The organism is Amycolatopsis anabasis, assembly GCF_009765355.1.
In the GTDB taxonomy this organism is placed as follows: Bacteria; Actinomycetota; Actinomycetes; order Mycobacteriales; family Pseudonocardiaceae; genus Amycolatopsis; species Amycolatopsis anabasis.
Window position 1 is genome coordinate 128475 of sequence record NZ_VTHK01000008.1, and the last position, 22331, is coordinate 150805.

Consider the following 22331-nt stretch of genomic DNA (forward strand, 5'->3'; position numbering starts at 1 on the left):
GACTCAAGAGGTAGCACCCGAGGCGAGGGCCACGCGGACGTCACCCGCGTGGCCCTCGATGGCGTCCGGGCCCTGAGTTTCCGCGCGGTGTACCACCGATGAATTTCCGTTCCGCGGTGATCGTTTCCTTAGTCCCCCCGGGTATTTCCGCGAAGATTTCTGCCGGGTAAGAGTTTGACGGTTTTCTTTATGCCGACTTTATTCGTGCCGAACTTCACGGGTGCAGGCGCAGTCCTTTGACCGCCTTGTCGACGGCGTTGCGGCCGCCGTAGAGCACGATTCCGGCCGGTGTCAGCTTCTCGGTCGGCACCGCGCGCACCACGGCCCGGTTGTCGGTGTCGTTGTCCGTCGCGAACAGCTCGTCGGGGTAGACCGCGACCGCGAGCCCCCGGTCGACCGCCTTGCGGTGCGCCGCCCGCAGGCCGTCCGCGTCCCCGGTGTAGACGAGCACCGGCTGCCCGAACATCGGGAGGTAGCGCACGCCCGAGGCGTCCTCGTAGTCCTCCCCGAGCGTCTCCGGGTGGCGCGCGGCGATCCCGCTCACCCCGAACGCGGTGACGTTGAGGCGTTGCCAGGTGGCCAGATCGTCCCGGACCACCACGGCGATCTTCGTCTTCGGCTGCATGCCCGCAGCCTGCCCCCGGTCGGTCGGGCACGTCTTGAACGCTGGTGCGGGACGGGAAACCAAGGACAATGGGGGACATGATCAGCGACTGGGCGGACTACTGGCGTGCGCCGGACCGGCCGCTGGAAGCCATGCACGCGCACTTCGAGCGGCACGTGTACCACCGGCACAGCCACCAGACCTACTCGTTCGGCGTCACCGAGTCCGGGGCGCAGGCGTTCACCTGCCGGGGCGCCGCCCGCACCAGCGCCGCCGGGATGGTGATGGCGTTCAACCCGGACGAACCGCACGACGGACAGGCCGCGGCCGAACACGGCTTCACCTACCGGATCGTGCACATCGGACCCGAACTGATCGCCGACGTGCTCGCCGACGCCGCCGATCGGCCGGTGGGCCTGCCGCTGTTCGCCGAACCGGTGCTGCCCGATCCCGGGCTCGCCGCCGCCCTGCGCCGCCTGCACACCGCCCTGCGCGAGGCGAGCGGGCTGGCCCAGGACGAGGCGCTCGCGGCGACCGTGCGCGCCCTGGTGCGCCGCGGGTCGGCGCATCCGCCGCGATTGCCGGATCCCGCGCCCGCCGGGGTCCGCCGCGCGCGGGACCTGCTGCACGCGGCCTACGCCACCGACGTCCGGGCCGCCGACCTGGCCGAGGTCGCCGGATGCAGCCGGTACGCGCTGCACCGGGCGTTCGTCGCGGCGTACGGGTTCGCGCCCAGCGACTACCAGCGGCAGCTGCGGCTCAACGCGGCGCGGCGGCTGCTCGCGCGGGGCGCCACCCCCGCCGAGGCCGCGGCCCGGGCGGGGTTCGCCGACCAGAGCCACCTGACCCGGTGGTTCGGCCGGTGCTACGGCGTAACACCCGGCGTCTACCGCGCCGGGCACACCGCGTGAGGAGGTTCGGCATGGTGGTTCGGGTGGCGGTCGTGCAGGCGGCGCCGGTGGCGTTCGACCTGGCGGCGACGCTGGACAAGGTCGAGGCGCTCGCCGCGCGGGCCGCGGAAGGCGGCGTCGACCTGGTGCTCTTCCCGGAGGCGTTCGTCTCCTGCTACCCGCGGGGCATCGCCTTCGGCGCGGTCGTCGGCGGCCGGACGCCCGAGGGGCGGGCTTGGTACCGGCGGTACTGGGAGTCCAGTGTGGATGTTCCGGGCCCGGCCACCGACCGGCTCGGCGCGATCGCGCGCAAGCACGGCACGCACCTGGTGATCGGGGTGATCGAGCGCGGCCTGGGCACGCTGTACTGCACGGCGCTGACGTTCTCCCCCGGCGGCGAGCTGCTCGGCAAGCACCGCAAGCTGATGCCGACCGCCGCCGAGCGGCTGGTGTGGGGTTTCGGTGACGGATCCACCATGCCGGTGTTCGAGACCCCGATCGGGCGGCTCGGCACGGTCATCTGCTGGGAGAACTACATGCCGCTGATGCGGATGCACATGTATGCCCAGGGCGTGCAGCTGTACTGCGCGCCGACCGCGGATCCGCGGGACACCTGGGTGGCGAGCATGCGGCACGTCGCCGCCGAGGGCCGGTGCTTCGTGCTGTCGGCGAACCAGTTCGCCCGCCGCGGCGACTACCCGGCGGACTACCCGCTCGACGTTCCCGCCGACGAGGTGCTCTCGATCGGCAATTCGGTGATCGTGTCCCCGCTCGGCGAGGTCCTGGCCGGACCGGCTACCGACGGTGAGACCGTGCTGCGCGCGGACCTCGACCTCGGCGCGATCACGGAGGGCAAGTACGACTTCGACGTCGTGGGCCACTACGCCCGCCCGGACGTCTTCCACCTGTCGGTCGACACCACCCCGCGCCCGCCGGTGTCCTGACCCGCGGAGACCCGACGATCGGCGGAGTGACAAGCGGCACACGCACGCGTTGAATGAGGCCTACCTGTTTGATAGTGCGTGAAGCGAGGCCGTAATGAGCACATGCGCACAGAAGCGATCAAGAACGCTCGGGGTTGTTCTGGCTGTCCTCCTTTCCCTGGTCGCCACACCGGCGGCCGCGGCGCCGTCGACCAGCCTCGGGCGGGTCACCGGGTTCGCGGCCGAGCAGGCGACCTTCACGCTGACCGCGGGGAAGGCGAAGGTTCGCGTGGTCTTCCTGGCCGACGACGTGTTCCGGCTCTGGCTCGCCCCGGACGGCACGTTCACCGATCCGGCCAACACCCCGCCGAACGACCCGGCCCAGCCGGGCGCGAACATCGTGGTCAAGCGGGATTACCCGGTCCCGCTCACCGCGTGGTCGGACAACGGCGCCTACTACTCGCTGCGCACCAGATCCGCCGAGGTCCGCGCGTACAAGGACAAGCTCCGGTTCGGCCTGTACCGCGCGGACGGGGGCCGAATCTGGGCGGAGACCAAGCCGCTGACCTGGACCGACGGTTCGACGACCCAGGCGCTGACCCGCGGGCGGGCCGAGCAGTTCCTCGGCGGCGGCATGCAGAACGGTCGGTTCTCCCACCGCGGCCAGACCATCAAGATCACGCGCGACTACAACTGGGAAGACGGCGGCAATCCCAACGCCTCGCCCTACTACCAGAGCACCGCGGGCTACGGCGTCCTGCGCAACACGTTCACCCCGGGCAGTTACTCCTTCACCGATCCGGTGGCCACCACGCACGAGGAGAAGCGGTTCGACGCCTACTACTTCGTCGGCGACCTGAAGTCCTCGCTCAACCGGTACACCGAGCTGACCGGGCGCCCGTTCCTGCCGCCGATCTACGGCCTGGAGTACGGCGACTCCGACTGCTACAACCGCGGTCACTACGGCGTCGACCCGGATCCCAAGAACGACTACAAGAACCATCCGGACAAACAGACCACTGTGGACGCGGTGCGGGTGGCGCGGAAGTTCGCCGACACCGATATGCCGCGCGGCTGGATGCTGGTCAACGACGACTACGGCTGCGGCTACAGCGCGAACACCGACTACGAGTGGAACGCCGACAAGAAGGCGTATGTCGGCGTCCGCGACATCGGCGCGCTCACCAAGACCGGCGACGAACTGCGCGAGCGGAACATCCAGCTGGGCCTGTGGACCGAGCAGAAGCTGGACAAGCAGCCCGACGAGGTCGGCAAGTCCGGGGTCCGGGTCCGCAAGCTCGACGTGGCCTGGGTCGGCCCGGGCTACCGGCACGCGTTGTCCGGTTGCGAGGACGCGCACCAGGGCATCGAGCGGTACAGCGACGCGCGCGGCTTCGCGTGGATGGTCGAGGGCTGGGCCGGGGCGCAGCGGTGCGCGGTGCAGTGGACCGGCGACCACGCGGGGACGCTCGACGCGATCAAATGGCAGATCCCGGCGATCCACGGTTCGGGCAACTCCGGTATCGCCTACAGCGCCGGCGACGTGGACGGGATCTTCGGCGGCAGCGACGTGAGTTACGTGCGCGACCTGCAGTGGAAGGTGTTCACCCCGGCGTTCATGAGCATGAGCGGGTGGGCGAAACCGGCCTACAAGCAGCCGTGGAGCCGCGGCGAGCCGTACACCGCGATCAACCGGAAGTACCTGAAACTGCGCGAGCGCCTGCTGCCGTTCTTCTACAGCTACGCCGCGCAGGCGCACCGCACCGGCGTGCCGATCGCCCGCTCGGTGGCGCTGGAGTACCCCGGGGACCCGAAGGCGTGGGACGACACCACGAAGTACGAATTCCTTGCCGGACAAGAGTTCCTGGTCGCGCCGATGTTCTCCGCGGGTGAGGTGCGGAACGGGATCTACCTGCCGCGAGGACTGTGGACCGACTACTGGACGGGCCAGGTCTACCAGGGCCCGGCCACGATCCCCGGCTACCACGCGCCGCTGGACCGGCTGCCGCTGTTCGTGCGGGCCGGGGCGGTCGTGCCGATGTGGCGGGACGGGATCAACAACCACGCCGAACAGCGGCCCGGCGACCGGGTGACCGTCGACGTGTACCCGCAGGGCACGTCCTCGTTCACGATGTACGAAGACGACGGTGTCACCCGCGCCCACCAGCAGGGGAAGTCCGCCGAGCAACGGTTCGACGTGCTCGCGCCCGAGGAAGGCAGGGGTGACGTGACGGTACGCATCGGGGAGAGCCGGGGAGACTACGCGGGCAAACCGGCTTCGCGCCCGTACGAGGTGACCGCGCACACCGGCACCGCACCCGGCGCGGTGCGCACCGACACCGGCACGTTGCCGCGGCTGCGCACCCGCGCCGAATACGACGCGGCGCAGACCGGCTGGTACTACGCGGCGGAGGACCGGGGCGGCGTGGTGTACGTGAAGACCGCGCCGGTGCCGACCGGGCGGAGCGCGACGGTGACGCTGGCCGGATCCAGTTCGCTCGGTGGCGGCGACCGGGTGGGCGACGCGCTCGCGCGCCCCGAACTGGCGGTCCCGGCGGTGTGGCACGGGCCGGGGCAGGGCGCCGAAGCCGAGGCGAGTTTCCGCAACGACACCGCGGTGCCGCTGCGGGACGTCCGCCTCTCGCTGTCGCTGCCCGCGGACTTCACCGCCCGTCCCCTGGGCGAGGCGGCTTTCCGGGTGGTGCGGCCCGGGGAGACGGTGCGCACGCGGTTCCTGGTGGTGCCGGGCGAGGCGGTGCGACCGGGCGGCTACCCGCTGCGCGCGGACGCGGCCTACGCCGCGCGCGGCTTCGGGTACACGAACAGCGCGTTCGCCACGGCCACGATTCCCCCGCCTCCGGGCCGGGCGCCGTGAGCCGCGGCCGTTCTGGCGCGCCGCCCGGCGGGCAGGATACCCGGGCCGGTGCGAACGCGCGCGAACCGAACGTCCCCGGCGCCGGGTTGTCCACACCGGACTCCGCTGTCCACAGATTTCCCCGCGCCCCGGATTTCGGGGTTCGCGCCGGTAGGCTGGTCGTGGGGTCGCCCCCAGGGAGTGGTGGGGGCTGGTCTTCGGTACGTGACGACACCGGCCGGTAGTTGATCGTTCGCCTCGGGTTCCGATTGACGTGAAAGGGTCGCCTGGTGAGTAGTTTGCGTGCCGATTCGACCTCGCTGGAACAGGGCGAGCGGATCACCTTCACCTACGCCGTGGACGCGGGGAAGGTCACCGCCAAGAACTGGATCGGCCTGTTCCCCGCGGGCAGCGAACCGGTCGACGGCCGCAAGGTCGGCCAGTACGCGACCTGGGAGTACGCGCCGGAGGCCGCCGGGAAGCTCGCGATGACCACCGGCGCGCTGCGCCCCGGCGAGTACGTCGCCTGCCTGCTGCACAACGACGGCTACACCGCGCTCGCCGATCCCGTCCGGTTCACCGTGCGCGCGTCCGAACAGCCCGCGCCGCCGCCGTTCGCCGGCGCGTTCGGGCGCACCGGTTCGCTGCCCGGCCAGTTCGACCGGCCCGCCGGGATCGCCGTCGACCGGCGCGGGCGGCTCTGGGTCGCCGACACCGGCAACCACCGCGTCCAGGTGTTCGCCGCGAACGGCCGGTTCCTGCGGATCCTCGGCGCCGGTGCGCTGAACGCGCCGCAGGCGGTGGCGGTGGACGACGCGGGCAACGCGTTCGTGGCCGACACCGGGAACAACCGGATCGCCGAATTCGCCTGGTGGGGCGGGTTCGTCCGGGAGTTCGGCGCGGGCGAGCTGGACAATCCGCGCGGGGTCGCGGTGGACCGCGCCGGGCAGGTGCTGGCGACCGACACCGCGCACGAGCGGGTCGTCCGGTTCGATCAGCGCACCGGGAAGCCCGCGGGGACCATCACCGCGAAGATGAGCGGGCCGCAGGGCATCACCGTGGACCCGTCCGGCGATCTCTGGGTTGTCCAAAATGGAATCCGGGACAGCGGGAAGAACGGGATCGTCCGGTACTCGCCCGCGGGCGCGGAACTGTTCACCGTCGGGTACGGGCAGAGCAGCCGGTTCGGCGGGCTCTCCAACCCCGCGCACGCCGCGGTCGATCCCGGGGGCCGGGTGTTCGTCACCGTGCCGGACTACGGCTGGGTCGCCCAGTTCCGCACCAGCGGGCCGTTCCTGAATGAATTCGGCACCGAGGGCCCGGGCCAGCTGCGGTCCCCGATCGGGGTCGCCTGCGACGGCCGCGGCGGGGTGTTCGTCGCCGACACCGGAAACGACCGGATCGTCCACTTTGGAGGGAACAGGTGACCCCGAAGCTGACCCGCCGCCGCGTGCTCGGGGCCGCGGGCGCGGCCGCGCTCGGTTCGGTGGTGCTGCCGCCGAACCTGCGCAAGGCGCTCGCCGACACCCCGGCCCGGCCCGCGTCGAAGCTGACCGACATCGAGCACGTGGTGATCCTCATGCAGGAGAACCGCAGCTTCGACCACTACTTCGGCACCATGCCCGGGGTGCGCGGGTTCGCCGATCCCACGGTCGGCAAACTGCCGGACGGGCGGCCCGCCTTCTACCAGCCCGATTCCGCGCACTCCGACGGCTATCTGCTGCCCTTCCGGCTGGACACCTCGAAGACGAACGCGCAGATCCTGTCCGCGCTGCCGCACGACTGGGACGACCAGCACGCGGCGTGGAACCGCGGCGCGATGGACAACTGGATCCGCGCCAAGGGCCGCCGCACCATGGGCTACTTCACCCGGGACGACATCCCGTTCCACTACGCGCTCGGCGAGGCGTTCACCGTCTGCGACAACTACCACTGCTCGGTGATCGGGCCGACCAACCCGAACCGGCTGTACATGTGGAGCGGCTGGATCGACCCGCACGGCCAGTACGGCGAACCGGCCATCCGGAACTCGATGTCCTCGGCCAACCCGCGGCTGAAGTGGACCACCTATCCCGAGCGGCTCACCGAACGCGGCATCTCCTGGCGGATCTACCAGGAAGAGGACAACTACGACGACAACTCGCTGGCCTGGTTCCGGCAGTTCGCCGAGGCGCCGAAGAGTTCGCCGCTGCACCGCAACGCCATGGTGCGCAAATCCGCGGGCTGGTTCGAATACGACGCGCTGCACGACAAACTGCCCGCGGTTTCCTGGCTGGTCGCCCCGTCCGCGCAGACCGAGCACCCGGACTGGATGCCCGCCGCCGGCGCCCAGTACATAGCGTCCAAAGTGGACGCCATCGCGGCGAATCCGGACGTGTGGAAGAAAACCGTGTTCATCCTGACCTACGACGAGAACGACGGCTTCTTCGACCACGTGTTCCCGCCGATCCCCGCGGCGGGCACGGCCGACGAGTTCGTGGACGGCACCCCGATCGGGCTCGGGTTCCGGGTGCCGACGGTGATCGTCTCGCCGTGGACCGCGGGCGGGTACGTGTGCTCGGAGCGGTTCGACCACTCGTCGCTGATCCGGTTCCTGGAGGCGCGGTTCGGGGTGCGCGAACCGCACATCAGCGAATGGCGGCGGAAGACGGTCGGCGACCTCACCTCGGCGTTCCGGTTCACCAAACCGCCCGCCCGGTTCCCGAGCGAGAACGAGCGCCTGCGGTACGCGGCGACCGTGCGGCACCTCGTCGCCGCGCAGAAGCAGGCCCGCGACAACCCGGACCCGGTCGTCCCGGAAGGCAGCCAGACCATGCCCGGTCAGGGCTGATCGTCCGGGATCGAGAGGATGAGGTCGTTTCCAAGTTCTCTTCGGACCTGGGTCAGGAATGCCTGGTACAACTCGGCTTCTCGTGCTTTCTCGGCGGGATAGCGGATCTCCGCCCATTCCTCGAACAGCTCTGCCGCTTCCGGGCTGCCGAACAGGGAGAGGCCGATGCGGGCTTCCATGGTCATCCGGAAGTGATCGCCCGGTGGATATGACCGCTCGAGGTTGCGCAGGTCCTCCTGCCGGTTCTGGCTCCGATACTTGAGCTGTTTGCGCCGCAGGTAGCGCAGGCGAAGCACGGCCAGGTAGGCATCCCGGCGCTGCTCCCGCACCCGGGTTCGTTCGGCCGCGGACTCGGCGCGGTCGGCCAGCTGTTCGGCGTGACGCCTGCCCTGCGCGCCGCTGAGCCAGGTGAAGTAGACGCCCGCGCATCCAGCGGTCGCGGTGGCCACCGGTGCGATCCATTCCCAAGCCATGACCTGCTAGTCGGTTCGGACCCGGCCAGGGTTACGACGTGGTCGTGAACGTGAGTTTCGCGTGTCCGAACGTCGAACTCGCTTACCCGAACGTTGAACTCGCGTGCCTGAACGTGCAACTCGCCTACCGGAACGGACTGGTCAGCCGCGGGGGGTGGTGAAGGCGGTGAGGGTGGCCCGGCCGGGGGCGGTGGCGGACCAGTCGCCGGAGCCGGTGAGGACCGCGATCGAGCTGGTCTTCAGCTGGCCGTCGGTGTTGGTCAGGACGCTGACCAGGTCCTCCAGGCCCGGGTTGTGCGCGATGATCAGGACGGTGCGGGCGGATCCGGGCAACTCGCGGGCGACGGTCAGCAGGGTCGTCGTGGCCGCGGCGTACAGGCGGTCGTCGTGGCGCACCTCGGGCGCGTGGCCGAGTTCCCCGGCGACCAGGTCCCAGGTCTGGCGGGCCCGCACCGCGGTGGAACACAGCACGAGATCGAGCCCGGGCAGGTTCTCGCGCAGCCACCGCCCGGCCGCCGGGGCGTCGCGGCGGCCCCGGTCGTTCAGCGGTCGTTCGAAGTCGGGCACCCCGTCCGGCCACGCCGACTTCGCGTGGCGGAGGAGCACGAGCCTGCGTTCGGTCATCCGCACACCCTTCCCCGAATCCGCCGGGCCTGACAAGTCCAGTACTCACGAAGTGGCCATGGATCCGCGCCCGCCCGCCGCCGTAGCCTCGCGCCATGCGCATCCGGATCATCGACGCCTTCGCCGATCGCCCGTTCGCCGGAAACCCCGCCGCCGTCTGCCTGCTGGACACCGACACCTGGCCCGACGAGGGCTGGATGCAGCGGGTCGCGGCCGAGATGAACCTGTCCGAGACCGCGTTCTCCCTCCCGCGCGCCGAGGGCGCCGACCGCGCGATCCGGTGGTTCACCCCGGTCCTGGAGGTCAACCTCTGCGGGCACGCGACCCTGGCCACCGCGCACGCGCTGCACGCCGACCGCGGTACCGTCGCGACCGTCCGGTTCGCCAGCCGCAGCAGCGGGATCCTCACCACCCACACCCACGACGACGGCACCATCGTGCTGGACTTCCCCGCGGCTCCGCCCGTCGAGGCCCCGATCCCGGACGGGCTCGCCGAGGCGCTCGGCGCCGCCCCGGAGGCCACCTACCGCACCGGCGCGCTCGGCGATCTGCTCCTCGTCCTGCCCGACGAAGCGGCCGTGCGCGGGCTGAAACCGGACCTGACCGCGGTGGCCGCGCTGACCCCGCCCGAAGTCGCCCGCGGGGTCATCGTCACCGCACCCGCCGCGGGAACCGAAGGTTACGATTTCGTCTCCCGGTACTTCTCGCCCGCCGACGGGATTCCCGAAGACCCGGTCACCGGCAGCGCCCACACCGCGCTCGCCCCGTACTGGTCGCGGCGGCTCGGCCGCGACGAGCTCACCGGGCTGCAGGCGTCCGCGCGGACCGGGCTCGTCCGCACCGCCGTGCGCGGTGATCGCGTGCACCTCACCGGGCGCGCGGTCACCGTCCTCGACGGGACCTTGCACGCGAACGAGTGAGAAAAACCCGGGCCCCGTGATCGCCGTCACGGGCCCGGGATTCGTTCGTCGCCTTGGAGACCGTGCGATCCACGCATGCCGAGTCTCCGGGAGCACCGGTGAACGACGACATACCCGCGCCGGAACTGGTCCGGCTGCGCAGCCAGCTCCGGGTCCTCATCCCGGTGCTCACCGTCGGCGAGGGACGGCCCGAAATCCCCGAAATGCTGGCCGCCCTGCGCGAAACCGCCGCGCAGGCGGAGATCCGGCCGGACGTGACCGAGCCGGAGATCCTCGCCGCCATCGGCGCGGCCATGGGACACGCCGCCGCCGGCGAATACAACGAGACGCGTTCCGAACTGCTCGCCGCCTACCACCGGCTGAGCGCGCGGCTGCACTGCGAGCCCGTCGGCCGCGGTTGAGGCGAGAGGAGGGCGAACCGGCATCAGCCGCTGGGGGTCAGCTGCGCCGGTTCGCCCTCGGGCCAGGCGGGAGCGGGAATCCGGGCACCGACGAACAACGAATCCGCCTGGTGCCGATCGAGCAGCAGGTGCCGCTCACCCGCCTGGACGTTCATCGTGCCGTTCCGGTTCGGGCTCAACCGCACCCGCGAACCGCGACCGATCCCGGCTTCGTGCAGTTCCGCCATGAAGCCGACGTCGTCCTGCACCCGTTCACTGATCCTGGTCACCACCACGTCGATCCCGCCCGCGGCGGCGGCCGCGGAGCTGGACCGTTCCGACGGCACCGGCATCCGGCCCGGCACGCCCAGTTCGTCCAGCCCGGGGATCGGGTTCCCGTGCGGGCAGTACCGCGGCCGATCGCAGACGATCGCGATGCGGCGCTCCACGTCCTCGGACATGACGTGCTCCCAGCGGCACGCCTCGACGTGGATCTGCGCCCAGCTCAGCCCGATCACCTGGTACAGCAGCACCTCGGCGAGCCGGTGCTTGCGCATGACCTGCACCGCGTACCGGCGGCCCCGCGGGGTGAACTCCAGGTGGCGGTCGCCGTGGACCGCGAGCAGCCCGTCCCGTTCCAGCCGCGACACGGTCTGGCTCACCGTGGGGGCGCTGTGGTTCAGTCGTTCGGCGATCCGCGCGCGCAGTGGAACGACACCGTCCTCTTCCAGTTCGAAGACGGCTTTCAGGTACATCTCCGTGGTGTCGATGAGCCCGTGCACATTACGAGAATGGCGGCTCAAGTCCGGTTGAGGTCAAGCGGCACGAGGGAAGGTCCCAGTGCGGGCGGCGGCACCGGCCGCATCGCCACGTGTCCCGCGCCGTTGCGCCAGGCCTCGAAGCCCGCCCGGCGCAGCACGGCGACCGCGTCGTCCACGAACCCTTCGGAGTCCAGCCGTTCGGCCAGCAGCGCGCTGCACCGCGCGAGTTCGTCGGGCGCCCGGCCTTCGGCGGAGTCGCCGAGGTAGCCGTCGGCGCCCCGCGGGCAGACCCCGAGTTCGGCGAGCAACGCGTCGAGCCGGGCGTCGAACCGCCGCCGGAAGTCCGCGTCGGCGCGCAGGGTGCCGACCGCGTGCGCGTTGCGCAGGTTCTCCAGGTTGTCGTCGTGCAGCGCGTACCAGGGCGCGAGTTCGATCGGGCGCACGTTCTCGATGCTGAACGCGAATTCGCGGGCCACCAGCTCGCCGGATTCCTTCTGGTAGACGGTGTACCGGGAGCTGGCCGAGTCGATCCAGTTGCTGCCGCAGAGGAACAGCCCGCCGGGACGCAGCAGGCGCGCGGCCCAGCGGAGGGCGCGTTCCCGGAAGTCCTGGTCGAAGTACATCAGCACGTTCAGGCACCGGATGACGTCCGCGCCGCCGTCCAGCTCGAATGCTCCGATCTCGCCCGGTCGCAGGCCGAGGTTGCCCTTCTCGTACTGGCGCAGGGGATCGCGGGTCAGCCGCCCGAACTCCGCGACCGCTTCCCCGGATTCGGTGAGCAGCGGCAGCAGCCGCCGCAGCAGGTCGTGGAACCGGGCATGGCTGGCCTCGGGGGCGGGGTCGTAGTTGCCCGCCTGGTAATACCGCAGGCGGTCCTCGGAATCGAAGAGGGCGTAGTTCCCGGCCGCGTCGTGGACCAGGTAGCGGCCGAACGCGGGGTCCACCCCGATGACCCGCCAGCCGGGGAACCGGTGCGCGGTCTCGATCGTGGTGAACGGCGGGAAACCACACCCGAGGTCGACGAAGACCGGGTCGGTGTCCGGGCGGTGCCACGGATTCGTGGCGAGGTAGTCGTCGATCTTCCGGTGCCGCCCCGCCATGGTGACCGGCGGGACCGCCCCGCGCCAAGCGCTGGGCACCGTCCGCGGCACGCTGAAGCCGAGCAGCCACGCCGTGAACGGGGACAGGTCGGTCGCTTCGAACCGGGCCAGCCGCATCAGCCGGAACATCCGGTCGGCCAGCTCCCGCGCGTCCGCCCCGGCGGTCTCCAGCCCGGCGAGGGCCGCCTCCGCGGCGGGCGAGAGGCGGCCCTCGAAGTAGGCGGTGTTCAACCTCCGCGCCAGGGTCACCGGGACTTCCTTGATCTCCATGTGGCCCGAAAGTACCTGGATACGGCCCTGGCGCGGGACTCTTTCCGCTTAAGGCACCGGAACGAGGTCCGCCGCGGCGAGCCGGGCGGCGTCGGCGCCGGTGTCGTCCGGCTGTTCCTGCGAGCGCAGCTCGGCCTCGACCCGCGCGGTGTAGGCGGCGACCTCTTCGCGGATCCGGTCCTCGTCCCAGCCGAGGGCGGGCGCGGCGAGGCGGGCGGCGGGTTCGGCCGCGGTGACGCCCCGGTCGCGTTCCTCGATCGAGATCCGGGTGCGCCGGGTCAGCACGTCGTCGAGGTGCTGGGCGCCCTCGTGCGTCGCGGCGTAGGCGATCTCGGCGCGCAGGTAGCCGGGCGCGCCGGGCAGCGGTTCGGCCAGCGCCGGGTCTTCGTCGATCAGGGCGAGGAGTTCGGGCAGCAGGTCACCGTACCGGCCGAGCAGGCGTTCGACGGTCTCCGCGCCGACGCCCAGATCGGCGGCGAGCGCGGGGACCCGGCGCAGCAACGCGGGGTAGCCCTCGGCCCCGGCCAGCGGCACCCGGTCGGTCACCGCCGCGGGGACGTCCCCGAGGTCCTTGGCGGCCTCGTCCACGGTGTCCTCGGCCATCACGCGGTAGGTGGTGTACTTGCCGCCCGCCACCGCGACCAGCCCGGGCAGCGGATGCGTGACGCTGTGCTCGCGGGAGAGCTTCGCGGTCTCCGCCGACTTCCCGGCGATCAGCGGGCGCAGGCCCGCGTACACGCCGACGATGTCGTCCCGGCCGATCGGCGTGCGCAGCACCTTGTTGACGTGCTCGAGGAGGTAGTCGATGTCCCCGGCGGTCGCGGCGGGATGCGCCTTGTTCAGCTCCCAGTCGGTGTCGGTGGTGCCGATCAGCCAGTGGCGATCCCGCGGGATGACGAACAGCACGCTCTTCTCGGTGCGCAGGATCAGCCCGGTCTCGCCCTCGATCCGATCGCGCGGCACCACCAGGTGCACGCCCTTCGAGGCGCGGACCCCGACCTCGCTGTGCGCGCCCGCGAGGGCGTCCACGTCGTCGGACCACACCCCGGTCGCGTTGATCACCACGCGGGCGTGGACGTCGGCCACGCGGCCGGTTTCGGTGTCCTCGACCCGGGCGCCGGTGACCCGCTCGCCGTCGCGGAGGAGCGCGACCGCCCGCGCGCGGTTGGCGGCCAGCGCGCCGTAGCTCGCCGCGGTGCGGACGAGGGTCATGGTGTGCCGGGCGTCGTCGACCTGGACGTCCCAGTACTGCACGCCGCCGACCAGGGCGTCCGGGCGCAGCGCGGGGAACTCGGCGAGCGCCTTGGTGCGGGACAGGTGGCGGTGGTGCGGCAGGCCGCGCGAGTTGCCGCGGGTCAGGCCCATGGTGTCGTAGAGGGTCAGCCCGGCGGCGACGTACGGCCGTTCCCAGGCGCGGTGGGTGAGCGGGTAGAGGAACGGCACCGGGCGCATCAGGTGCGGCGCGAGCCGCTGCAGCAGCAGGCCGCGTTCGCGCAGGGCCTCGGCGACCAGCCGGAAGTCGAACATCTCCAGGTAGCGCAGGCCGCCGTGGATGAGCTTGCTGGAACGGCTCGAGGTGCCGCTCGCCCAGTCGCGGGCCTCGACGACGCCGACCCGGAGGCCGCGGGTCGCGGCGTCCAGCGCGGTTCCGGCGCCGACCACGCCGCCGCCGATGACGAGCACGTCGAGCGGGCGGCCTTCGGACATCTCCCGCAGCGCTTCGGTGCGGGCCCGCGGGGACAGTGCGGCCGGTTTCATGATCACTCCCAGCTTCTCGCGTAGTGCTTCCTACCTCGACATTCCGGCGCCGTGAGCGAGTGGTCAAGGGTGCTGCACGAACGTGCAGGCCGTTGCGGCGGTCGGCGCGGGACCGCGTGCGGTGGCGCTGCACGATCGTGCACCTAGGCTGGTTGATCGTGGACGAAACCAGGCTGGACGACGCCGTCCGCGCGGTGCGGATGCACTACTTCCAGGACATGACCATGGAGGCCATCGCGCGGGAGATGGGCACGTCCCGGTCGACGGTGTCCCGGCTGATCAGCTTCGCGCGGTCGTCCGGGCTGATCGAGTTCCGGCTGCACCTGCCCGACGAGCACGTGCCGAACCTCGAACAGCGGATCCACGCGGAGTTCGGGGTGACCGCGCACGTGGTGCCGGTGCCGGACACCGCGAGCGAACTGGACCGGCTGGACCGGACCGCGATGGTCGCCGCGCGCGTGCTGAACGGGTTGTTCGGTTCGGACATGGTGCTCGCGATCGCGTGGGGCACCACGATCGAGGCGGTCTCCCGGCACCTGGTGCCCAAGGCCACGCACCACGCGCGGATCGTCCAGCTCAACGGGGCGGGGAACACGCGCGCGACCGGGCTCGGCTACGCCAGCGAGATCCTGTCCCGGTTCGGCCGGAACTACGGCGCGCACGTCGAGCAGTTCCCGGTGCCCGCGTTCTTCGATTACGCCGACACCAAACGCGCGCTGTGGCGGGAGCGTTCGGTGCGCCGGATCCTCGATCTGCAGCACGGCGCGGACGTCGCGCTGTTCGGCATCGGCGCGGACGCCGGGGACGTGCCGAGTCACGTCTACCGCGCGGGTTACCTCGACGCCGCCGCGCTGCGGGCGCTGCGCGAGGAGGGCGTGGCCGGGGACATCGCGACGGTGTTCTTCCGCGCGGACGGTTCGCACGACGGCATCGAACTCAACGAGCGGGCGAGCGGGCCGGATCTGTCCGTGCTGCGGCGGGTGCGGTCCCGGATCTGCGTGGTGGCCGGGGAGCACAAGCTGCCCGGGCTGCGCGCCGCGTTGCGCGGCGGGCTGCTCAGCGATCTGGTGGTCGACGACGGGACCGCCGCCAAACTCCTCACCGGGTAGCGGTTTTCGCCTCCTCGAGGGCCGCGCGGGCGGCGGCTTCCAGTTCCTTGCGGACCCGGGTCAGCGGGGCGAGATCCCGCTGCGCGCGGGCCAGCACGACCGCGCCCTCGATCGCGGCGAGCGCGAGCGTGCCGAACGAGCGGGCGCGTGCTTTCGGCAGCCCGTGGTCGCCGAGCCGTTCGGCGATCAGGGTCTCCCAGCGCCGGAAGCCCTCCCCGGCGGCGTCGCGCCCGGCCGGGAACTCGGCGGCCGCGAGCGTGGCCGCCGCGACCGGGCAGCCGCTGGCGAAGTCGCTGTCCCGCAGCACATCCCGCCACTGGTCGAAGAAGACGCGCAGCGCGGCGACCGGATCGTCCCGGTCGAGCGCGGTGGCCAGCTGGGCGGCGATGAAGTCCCCGGCGTACCGGGTGGCCTCCTCGACGAGCTGCGCCTTGCCGCCGGGGAAGTGGTGGTAGATCGAACCGCGCGGGGCGCCGCTGTGCGCCACGATGTCGGCGAACGCGGTCGCTTCGATACCGCGTTCGCGGAACAGCACCGCGGCACTGATGATCATGCGCTGACGCGCGTCGGCGGCCATGACGGCCATCATAGTCGCGCGGGGACCCGGGACCGGATCGGCCACCACAGGATGCTGAGCAGGATCGGCGGCAGGAAACCGGCGGCCACGTCCCCGGCGAGGTGGGCGTGCTCGTGGTGCCGGACGAGGGCGAGCACCAGCATCAGGCCGATGTGGGCGTAGTTCGCGGTGATCGTGAAGTCGAGGAAACTCCGGTGCGCCAGCGGATCGCGGGCCGCGCGCCAGGTGAAGACGCCCCAGACCACGTAGATGATCGAGAGCATCAGGGCGTAGTCGTGGCCGTCCTCGCCCCAGGCGACGAACCGTCCCAGCCCGTTGTCCCGGTGGGCCAGCGGCGAATCGGTGGCCAGCGCCACGAACGCGCCCGCGAAGAACACCACCCACAACACCCCGACCACGCGCATCCCGATCCCGAGCCGCCGCACCGCGCGTTCGGCACCCATCGCGCTCACCCGTCTCCCTGGGTTATGCCAACCGTCATAACCCAAGAGTCGAGTATGCCGCACGTCATAGTCAAGGGGTGTCCGCGGATCGGTTGCCGCATACCCAGGTCACCACCCCCCACCACTCCCTGGGGGGCGACCCCACGGCCAGTCTATCCGCGAAAACCCCGGAAATCGGGGGGCGTGGAAATCTGTGGACAGCTGGGTCCGATGTGGACAACTCGGCGCCGCCCCGCGGGGTCTCGAAGGTCGCATTCGAGACCCCGCGCCGGGGTCAGGAGATGTTGCGCAGGACGGAGACGCCGGAGACACCGGGAAGAATGCCGGTGGTCACCGCCGTGGTCACCAGGTCCGGGCGGCCGTCGCCGTCGAGATCGCCGATCGCCGGGGTCTGCGGGAAGAGGCCGACGCCGAACGCCCCGCCGGGCACGAACCCGCCGCGGCCGTCGCCGAGCAGCACGACCTCCTGGCTCAGCGCGACGTCGCTGGACACGAGGTCCGGGTTGCCGTCGCCGTTGAGGTCGCCGACCGCGCCGGAGACCGGGGCCAGCCCGCCGCCGTACTTCTTCGGCGGCTCGAACCCGCCCCTGCCGTCCGAGATCAGCACCACCGCACTCGAGGAACCCGCATCGGCGGTGTTGAACTCGTTGAGCGCGGCGGCGTCGTCGATGCCGTCGTGGTTGAAGTCGCCGGTGAGCACGGTGCCGGGCACGAGCGCGCTCGGCCCGCTGCCGAGCGGGGTGAAGTTCCCCGTCCCGTCGCCCCGCAGCGTCACCACGCGCTGGGTGATCGCGTCGGCGGCGGCGAGGTCGGGTTTGCCGTCGTTGTCGAAATCGGCCAGGGAGATCCCGGAGAACCCGGGGGTGACACCGCCGGTGAACACGGTGGTCTTGGATTCGGGGAACGTGCCGTCCCCCTTGCCCAGGTACGCGACGATGCCGTGCGCGGCGCGCACCAGCACGTCCGGGTGGCCGTCGGTGTCGACGTCCCCGACCTCGATGTCGTTCTGGAACGCCTGCAGGACGAAGTGGAACTCGCCGTCGGCGAACGTCCCGTCCCCGTTGCCGAGGCGCACGAAGAAGCCCCAGGTCGCGCCGGCGATCAGGTCGGTGTTCCCGTCGCCGTCGAGGTCCGCCGGCACCACCGTGCCGGTGAACGGGGTCGTGGTGATCCGCTTGCCCGGGCTGGTCAGCGTGCCGTCGCCGGAGTTCAGCAACAGCAACGGGCCGGAGCCGAACGGATCGAACAGATCGGCGGTCACCACGTCCGGGTGCCCGTCGTGGTCGAAGTCGGCGACCGCGGTGTTGGTCTCGTGCCAGCCGGGGCCGCCGATCCCGCCGCTGGCGTACTCCGCCTTCGGCGCGAACCGCACCGGCGGCACGCCCGGGGACTCGGCCGCCGCGGCGGGCGCGAACGCCGGGCCCAGCAGCAGGGTCGCGATCACCCCAGCCCGCGCGAAACTCCATTTCGAGGGGGACATGACACTCCTTGACTCCGTGGCGCAGCTTTTGATAAGGGGTCTTATCAATGGCGACATGTATGCCGCATTCGTGGCCGGTTGGCAAGGGTTTCCTGGGTATTGGCAGGCTGGCTGCCTGGACTGAGTCCCGGTGTCACAATCTGGTCAGCACTCTTGTCACTTTAGGTCGCCGCGATTAACGTGACCGGCCGAGGTCGCGTTTCCGCGCGCCCGCGAAAGGAGTGCTCACGGTGGCGATCCTGGCGAATCCGGTCGAGGCGATCGGCAGGCTGACCGGGGCGGCGCGCGCGGTCGGCGTGCTGCGGCGATCCGGCCTGGTGCGGCCTTCGCGGCCCGATCTGGCGATCGCCTCGGTCCGGTCGGTGCGCCGCTACGGCCCGATCGCCGGCGCCGCGCGGATCGCCGCCCGGCGGGACCGGTCCGCGGTGGCGATCGTCGACGAGCGCGGCACGCTCACCTACGCCGACCTCGACCGCCGGTCGAACGCGCTGGCCCGCGCGTGGGCCGCGCACGGCCTGGGCGCCGATTCGGTGATCGCGGTGCTGTGCCGCGACCACCGCGGGGTCGTCGACACCATGCTGGCCGCGGCCAAACTGGGGGCCCGGCTGCTGCTGATGAACACCGGTTTCGGCGCGCCGCAGCTGGCCGACGTGGCCGCGCGCGAAGGCGTTTCGGCGCTGGTGCACGACCAGGAGTTCACACCGGTCCTGTCCCGGGTGCCGGCGGAGGTGCGCCGGTACCTGGCGTGGGTGGACGAACCGGGCACCGGGGTGCCGTGCCTGGACGAGCTGATCGCGAGCACCGAAGACCGGGATGTGCCCGCGCCGCGGCAGGCGGGCGGGCTGGTGCTGCTCACCAGCGGCACCACCGGGACGCCGAAGGGCGCGCCGCGCAGGGTCCGGTCACCGCTGGCCGCCGCGCAGTTCCTGGACCGGATCCCGTTGCGGGCCGGGGAGGCGACCTTCGTGGCCGCGCCGACTTTCCACGGCACCGGGCTCTCCCAGTTCATCCTGTCCTTCGCGCTCGGTTCCGCGGTGATCTTCCGCCGCCGGTTCGACGCGCTGTCTACTTTGGACGGAGTGGCCCGGTACCGGTGCACGGCGCTGGTGCTGGTGCCGACCATGCTGCGGCGGATCCTCGACCTCGGCCCGGAAACGCTGGCCGAGTACGACACGTCGAGCCTGCGCGTCCTGTTCAGCGTGGGATCCGCGCTCCCGGCGGATCTCGGCAACCGGGCGACCCAGGCGTTCGGCGAGGTGGTGCACAATCTCTACGGGTCGACCGAGGTCGCGGTCGCGACCGTCGCCACGCCGGAGGACTGGCGGGCGGCGCCGGGCACGGTCGGCCGCCCGCCGCTCGGCTGCCGGGTGAAACTCTTCGACGCCGGCGGCGAGGAGGTCACCGAGCCGGGGGTGCGCGGGCGGATCTTCGCCGGGAGCGCGCTGGCGTTCGAGGGGTACTCCGGCGGCGGCCACAAGGAGATCATCGACGGCCTGCTGTCCAGCGGCGACATCGGGCACTTCGACGCGTCCGGCCGGTTGTTCGTGGACGGCCGGGACGACGACATGATCGTGTCCGGCGGCGAGAACGTGTTCCCCGGGGAGATCGAAGACCTGCTCGCCGCCCGCGAGGACGTGCTGGAGGCGGCGGTGATCGGCGTGCCGGACCGCGAGTTCGGCCACCGGCTGCGGGCCTTCGTGGTCCCCGCCCCGGACCGCACCCTGGACGCCGAGGAGATCAAGGCCTACGTGAAGGGAAACCTCGCCCGCTACAAGGTCCCGCGCGACGTGGTCTTCCTCGCCGAACTCCCCCGCAACGCCACCGGCAAACTCCTCCGCGCCCGGCTCCGCACCCACTGACCGCGCGAGTCCCCCGTTCCGGACGTGCGAGTTCCCCGTTTCGGCACACCGAGTTCCTCATTTCGGTAGGTGGGCTCGACATTCGGGCACATCCCACGAGCACGGCACCACGCCACACACCGAGAAAACCTCATTCGGGCACCCGAGTTCGGCATCCGGGTAACCGGTCCGCGCCGAGGCGGCGAGCGCGAACGTGCAACTCGCGTGCCTGAATGTGTAATTCGCGTGCGTGGACGTGAAAGTGGCCTCCGCCCCGTGGGGCGGAGGCCACGGTGGGGCCGGGTGGATCAGCCGGTGACGTCGAGGTGGGCCTTGACCGGGGTCGGGGTCGGGGCCTTGCCGTTGGCGTCGGGCTTGTCGCCGGCGGGCTTGTCCTTGCCCTTGTCGCCACCCTTGTCGTCGGACGGCTTGCCCGGCGAGGTGGGCTTGTCGGTCGGCTTGGTCGGCTTGGTGGGTTCGGTGGTCGGGGTGCCGCCGTCGCCGTCACCACCGGTCGCGCAGGTCGCCGAGGCCAGGCTCAGCTTCTGGATCCCGTCCACGCTGACCTCGATCGCGGTGACCGTGACCGAGCCGTTCTTGTTCTTGGTCTGCTTGTTCAAGGTGACCGAGGCCAGGCCCGGCACGCCGACGGTGGTGTTCGGGGCGGCGGCCACGTCCAGCTTGATGCCGCCGATCGACGCCTTCGCCAGCGAGGAGGAAGCCTTGCCGTCCTTGCAGTCGGCGGTGATCGCCGACGCGGTCAGCAGCGGCTTGTCCACGTGGATCAGCACACCCGGGTTCAGGCTGACGTCCTTGATGCTCGCCTTGGCGAAGCCCTTGCCCGCCTGGGCGTTGAGCGCGTTCAGCTTGAACAGCCCGCCCGGCAGGGAGAACTCGGCGACCGACTTCTGGTCGAAGCCTTCCGACACGCCCACCGAGGGGAGCGGGTCGATCTTCAGCAGGCCGCTCGCGGAAATCGCGTAGGCCGAGCTGCTGTGCTCGGTGGCGCTCGCGGCGGGGGCGAACAGGGCGCCGGTCGCGAGGGTGGCGGTCAGGACGCCGACACCGGCGGCAACGGCTTTGCTTCTGGACAATGCAGTGCCTTTCACATTGGGGGATAACGGTTTTTCGGGGAGGGTGAAGCGGATCCGCCGGGGTTACGTGATGTTCACGATCGTGCCGAGCGGAACCTTGACGAGTGCCTCGAGCGCGTCTTTGGGGACTCGGATGCAGCCGTCGCTGTTGGCCTTGCCGACGAAGCTCTCGTCCGGCCAGGTGTGGATGCCGACCGTGCCCGGCCCGCCGCCGAAGGTCTCGTGCGAATCGGAGTGGAAGCTCAGCGGGAGCACGATCGGGCTGTACTTGTTCACGGTTTCCTCGATCGAGGCGAGGAGGTACGCCCGGCCGAGCGGAGTGGGGTACTCGGGTTTGCCGGTACCGATCGTCCACTTGCCGAGCTTCTTGCCGGACTGCAGCAGTTCCAGGGAGAACGCGTCGCGGGCGACGTTGATGACGTAGTCGTTCTGCGCGTTCTCCACCTTCCCGCCGTCGACGTGCACCCAGCCCGCGGCCGCGTTCGGCCGGGTCGGCAGCAGGATTTCGGCCCAGGAGCCCTGTTCGGCGATGACCGGGACCCAGGTCGGCGACCCCATCTGGACCGTCGGGAGCTTCGCGATCGCCTTCCCGCCGACAGCGGAGTAGACGACCAACTCCTCCTTGGGGTGGATGACCTTCCCGGTCGGCTGGGCGCCGGAATCCTTGGCGGCCTCGGGGACCGAGCCGAACGTGTTGGCCTCGGGCAGCGCGGTCAGGTCCTCCTGGCTCACCGCCGCCGGGGCCGCCTCGGGGGCGTCACCGCCACAACCCGCGGTCAGGAACGCCAAAGCGGCGACGGCCGAGACCGCGAACCACGCCCGATTCCGCCCCGGCTTCCGGGAACGACTCGGATTAGCACAGCTTTCCATCTATCACAATCCTTGAATGAAGAATTTCACGCAGGAAGTAACGACGCGGGAACCAACTGCACGAATCGAAAATCACTTGCCTGCCCGCCGGTATCCGCCGCGCCAACGGATCTGGGGCGCCACCCTCATGGGAGATTCACGAACCACCCGAAAGAGTGTCAATTACCAACGAAACGTCCACGTGCCTACCTTTCGAGCGACAAGTGACCTCACCCTGGTGGGTGTAGGCACGCATACTAGCGACACGTCCGGCAGACCTACTGGCGGGTCGCCTAAACCGGAACCTTGCGGTTTTTGCGCCTTTCGCGCCGGTCAGTGCTGGTCCGGATGACAAATCTTCCGGTGACCAGCGGCGCCCAGGAATGGCTTGCTCGGCGGCGGCGATCCGGCTCGGCATAGGCGCGACGCCCAATTCATCCGATCGAGTGGAATGGCCGTCCGGACGCTAACGCGCGTGCGGACACTGGTACATACCATTCCCGTGGTATTCGGCAGGTAAACACCGTTTTCTGCCAGCTTGGACAGCCCGGCTA

Annotated in this window: 20 protein-coding genes; 9 read left to right on the forward strand and 11 right to left on the reverse strand. The window is 70.9% G+C overall.

The features are described from left to right. Nucleotides 1–214: 214 nt before the first annotated feature. Complete coding sequence (locus FXO23_RS13155) at nt 215–625, reverse strand: DUF2000 domain-containing protein (protein WP_158884459.1); 411 nt, start codon at nt 623–625, stop codon at nt 215–217. A 77-nt stretch (nt 626–702) separates the two neighbouring features. On the opposite strand from FXO23_RS13155, the gene FXO23_RS13160 reads away from it, so the two are divergent. From FXO23_RS13160 to FXO23_RS13180, 5 genes are all read left to right on the forward strand, one after another. Next, on the forward strand, nt 703–1515 hold the full coding sequence (locus tag FXO23_RS13160) for an AraC family transcriptional regulator (RefSeq protein WP_246257186.1): 813 nt from the start codon (nt 703–705) through the stop codon (nt 1513–1515). An 11-nt stretch (nt 1516–1526) separates the two neighbouring features. Then, a complete protein-coding gene (locus FXO23_RS13165) occupies nt 1527–2438 on the forward strand; it encodes a nitrilase-related carbon-nitrogen hydrolase (RefSeq protein WP_158884463.1) in 912 nt (303 codons plus the stop codon). A gap of 94 nt (nt 2439–2532) precedes the next feature. Continuing rightward, on the forward strand, nt 2533–5292 hold the full coding sequence (locus FXO23_RS13170; protein WP_158884465.1) for a TIM-barrel domain-containing protein: 2760 nt from the start codon (nt 2533–2535) through the stop codon (nt 5290–5292). Nucleotides 5293–5561: 269 nt separating this feature from the next. Further along, entirely contained in the window at nt 5562–6698 is a 1137-nt protein-coding gene (locus tag FXO23_RS13175; RefSeq protein WP_246257188.1) for an NHL repeat-containing protein, read from the forward strand. Continuing rightward, nucleotides 6695–8101 carry an alkaline phosphatase family protein gene (locus FXO23_RS13180; protein WP_158884467.1) on the forward strand — a complete coding sequence of 469 codons (1407 nt, stop codon included), beginning with the start codon at nt 6695–6697 and terminating at the stop codon, nt 8099–8101. The genes FXO23_RS13175 and FXO23_RS13180 overlap by 4 nt, the downstream gene beginning before the upstream one ends. Here FXO23_RS13180 and FXO23_RS13185 read toward each other — a convergent pair. Both FXO23_RS13185 and FXO23_RS13190 read right to left on the reverse strand, forming a co-directional pair. Beyond that, entirely contained in the window at nt 8092–8550 is a 459-nt protein-coding gene (locus FXO23_RS13185) for a hypothetical protein (RefSeq protein ID WP_158884469.1), read from the reverse strand. The two genes, FXO23_RS13180 and FXO23_RS13185, sit on opposite strands and share 10 nt — an antisense overlap. 165 nt (nt 8551–8715) lie before the next feature. Then, on the reverse strand, nt 8716–9198 hold the full coding sequence (locus FXO23_RS13190) for a SixA phosphatase family protein (RefSeq protein WP_158884471.1): 483 nt from the start codon (nt 9196–9198) through the stop codon (nt 8716–8718). Between the two features lie 95 nt (nt 9199–9293). On the opposite strand from FXO23_RS13190, the gene FXO23_RS13195 reads away from it, so the two are divergent. Both FXO23_RS13195 and FXO23_RS13200 read left to right on the forward strand, forming a co-directional pair. Beyond that, complete coding sequence (locus FXO23_RS13195) at nt 9294–10118, forward strand: PhzF family phenazine biosynthesis protein (RefSeq protein ID WP_158884473.1); 825 nt, start codon at nt 9294–9296, stop codon at nt 10116–10118. A 98-nt stretch (nt 10119–10216) separates the two neighbouring features. Further along, nucleotides 10217–10519 (forward strand): hypothetical protein, encoded by a 303-nt coding sequence (locus tag FXO23_RS13200; RefSeq protein WP_158884475.1) that lies wholly within the window; start codon nt 10217–10219, stop codon nt 10517–10519. 23 nt (nt 10520–10542) lie between these two features. On the opposite strand, the gene FXO23_RS13205 is transcribed toward FXO23_RS13200, so the two are convergent. The 3 genes from FXO23_RS13205 to FXO23_RS13215 are packed head-to-tail and all read right to left on the reverse strand — an operon-like array spanning nt 10543 to nt 14387. Further along, entirely contained in the window at nt 10543–11280 is a 738-nt protein-coding gene (locus tag FXO23_RS13205; protein WP_158884476.1) for an iron-dependent transcriptional repressor DtxR, read from the reverse strand. 17 nt (nt 11281–11297) lie between these two features. Further along, nucleotides 11298–12629 (reverse strand): class I SAM-dependent methyltransferase, encoded by a 1332-nt coding sequence (locus FXO23_RS13210; RefSeq protein ID WP_158884478.1) that lies wholly within the window; start codon nt 12627–12629, stop codon nt 11298–11300. A gap of 48 nt (nt 12630–12677) precedes the next feature. Beyond that, nucleotides 12678–14387: a glycerol-3-phosphate dehydrogenase/oxidase gene (locus FXO23_RS13215; protein WP_158884480.1), complete on the reverse strand. Its 1710-nt coding sequence runs from the start codon at nt 14385–14387 to the stop codon at nt 12678–12680. 158 nt (nt 14388–14545) lie between these two features. Between FXO23_RS13215 and FXO23_RS13220 the strand changes: the two genes are divergently transcribed. After that, on the forward strand, nt 14546–15496 hold the full coding sequence (locus FXO23_RS13220) for a sugar-binding transcriptional regulator (RefSeq protein WP_218951975.1): 951 nt from the start codon (nt 14546–14548) through the stop codon (nt 15494–15496). Here the strand turns inward: FXO23_RS13220 and FXO23_RS13225 are convergent. The 3 genes from FXO23_RS13225 to FXO23_RS13235 all read right to left on the reverse strand — a co-directional run bounded on the left by FXO23_RS13225 (nt 15486) and on the right by FXO23_RS13235 (nt 17996). After that, nucleotides 15486–16073 carry a TetR/AcrR family transcriptional regulator gene (locus FXO23_RS13225; RefSeq protein WP_179956757.1) on the reverse strand — a complete coding sequence of 196 codons (588 nt, stop codon included), beginning with the start codon at nt 16071–16073 and terminating at the stop codon, nt 15486–15488. The genes FXO23_RS13220 and FXO23_RS13225 overlap by 11 nt on opposite strands. Before the next feature lie 8 nt (nt 16074–16081). Next, on the reverse strand, nt 16082–16516 hold the full coding sequence (locus FXO23_RS13230) for a DUF6632 domain-containing protein (RefSeq protein ID WP_343034482.1): 435 nt from the start codon (nt 16514–16516) through the stop codon (nt 16082–16084). A 274-nt stretch (nt 16517–16790) separates the two neighbouring features. Next, the gene (locus FXO23_RS13235; RefSeq protein ID WP_158884484.1) at nt 16791–17996 is read right to left on the reverse strand and encodes an FG-GAP repeat domain-containing protein; all 1206 of its coding nucleotides are present in this window, start codon (nt 17994–17996) and stop codon (nt 16791–16793) included. A gap of 230 nt (nt 17997–18226) precedes the next feature. Between FXO23_RS13235 and FXO23_RS13240 the strand changes: the two genes are divergently transcribed. Beyond that, nucleotides 18227–19855: an acyl-CoA synthetase gene (locus tag FXO23_RS13240; protein ID WP_158884486.1), complete on the forward strand. Its 1629-nt coding sequence runs from the start codon at nt 18227–18229 to the stop codon at nt 19853–19855. A 287-nt stretch (nt 19856–20142) separates the two neighbouring features. On the opposite strand, the gene FXO23_RS13245 is transcribed toward FXO23_RS13240, so the two are convergent. Together FXO23_RS13245 and FXO23_RS13250 are read right to left on the reverse strand one after the other, a co-directional pair. Continuing rightward, complete coding sequence (locus FXO23_RS13245) at nt 20143–20928, reverse strand: choice-of-anchor P family protein (RefSeq protein WP_158884488.1); 786 nt, start codon at nt 20926–20928, stop codon at nt 20143–20145. A gap of 63 nt (nt 20929–20991) precedes the next feature. Beyond that, nucleotides 20992–21798, reverse strand: a complete 807-nt coding sequence (locus tag FXO23_RS13250) for a L,D-transpeptidase (RefSeq protein WP_158884490.1) — start codon at nt 21796–21798, stop codon at nt 20992–20994. Between the last annotated feature and the right edge of the window lie 533 nt (nt 21799–22331).

Coding starts and splice junctions, on each gene's coding strand:
- FXO23_RS13155 (WP_158884459.1), bottom strand. CDS start 625: ATGCAGCCGAAGACGAAGATCGCCGTGGTGGTCCGGGACGATCTGGCC.
- FXO23_RS13215 (WP_158884480.1), bottom strand. CDS start 14,387: ATGAAACCGGCCGCACTGTCCCCGCGGGCCCGCACCGAAGCGCTGCGG.
- FXO23_RS13190 (WP_158884471.1), bottom strand. CDS start 9,198: ATGACCGAACGCAGGCTCGTGCTCCTCCGCCACGCGAAGTCGGCGTGG.
- FXO23_RS13210 (WP_158884478.1), bottom strand. CDS start 12,629: ATGGAGATCAAGGAAGTCCCGGTGACCCTGGCGCGGAGGTTGAACACC.
- FXO23_RS13250 (WP_158884490.1), bottom strand. CDS start 21,798: ATGGAAAGCTGTGCTAATCCGAGTCGTTCCCGGAAGCCGGGGCGGAAT.
- FXO23_RS13165 (WP_158884463.1), top strand. CDS start 1,527: ATGGTGGTTCGGGTGGCGGTCGTGCAGGCGGCGCCGGTGGCGTTCGAC.
- FXO23_RS13230 (WP_343034482.1), bottom strand. CDS start 16,516: ATGGGTGCCGAACGCGCGGTGCGGCGGCTCGGGATCGGGATGCGCGTG.
- FXO23_RS13235 (WP_158884484.1), bottom strand. CDS start 17,996: ATGTCCCCCTCGAAATGGAGTTTCGCGCGGGCTGGGGTGATCGCGACC.
- FXO23_RS13225 (WP_179956757.1), bottom strand. CDS start 16,073: ATGGCCGCCGACGCGCGTCAGCGCATGATCATCAGTGCCGCGGTGCTG.
- FXO23_RS13170 (WP_158884465.1), top strand. CDS start 2,533: ATGAGCACATGCGCACAGAAGCGATCAAGAACGCTCGGGGTTGTTCTG.
- FXO23_RS13160 (WP_246257186.1), top strand. CDS start 703: ATGATCAGCGACTGGGCGGACTACTGGCGTGCGCCGGACCGGCCGCTG.
- FXO23_RS13195 (WP_158884473.1), top strand. CDS start 9,294: ATGCGCATCCGGATCATCGACGCCTTCGCCGATCGCCCGTTCGCCGGA.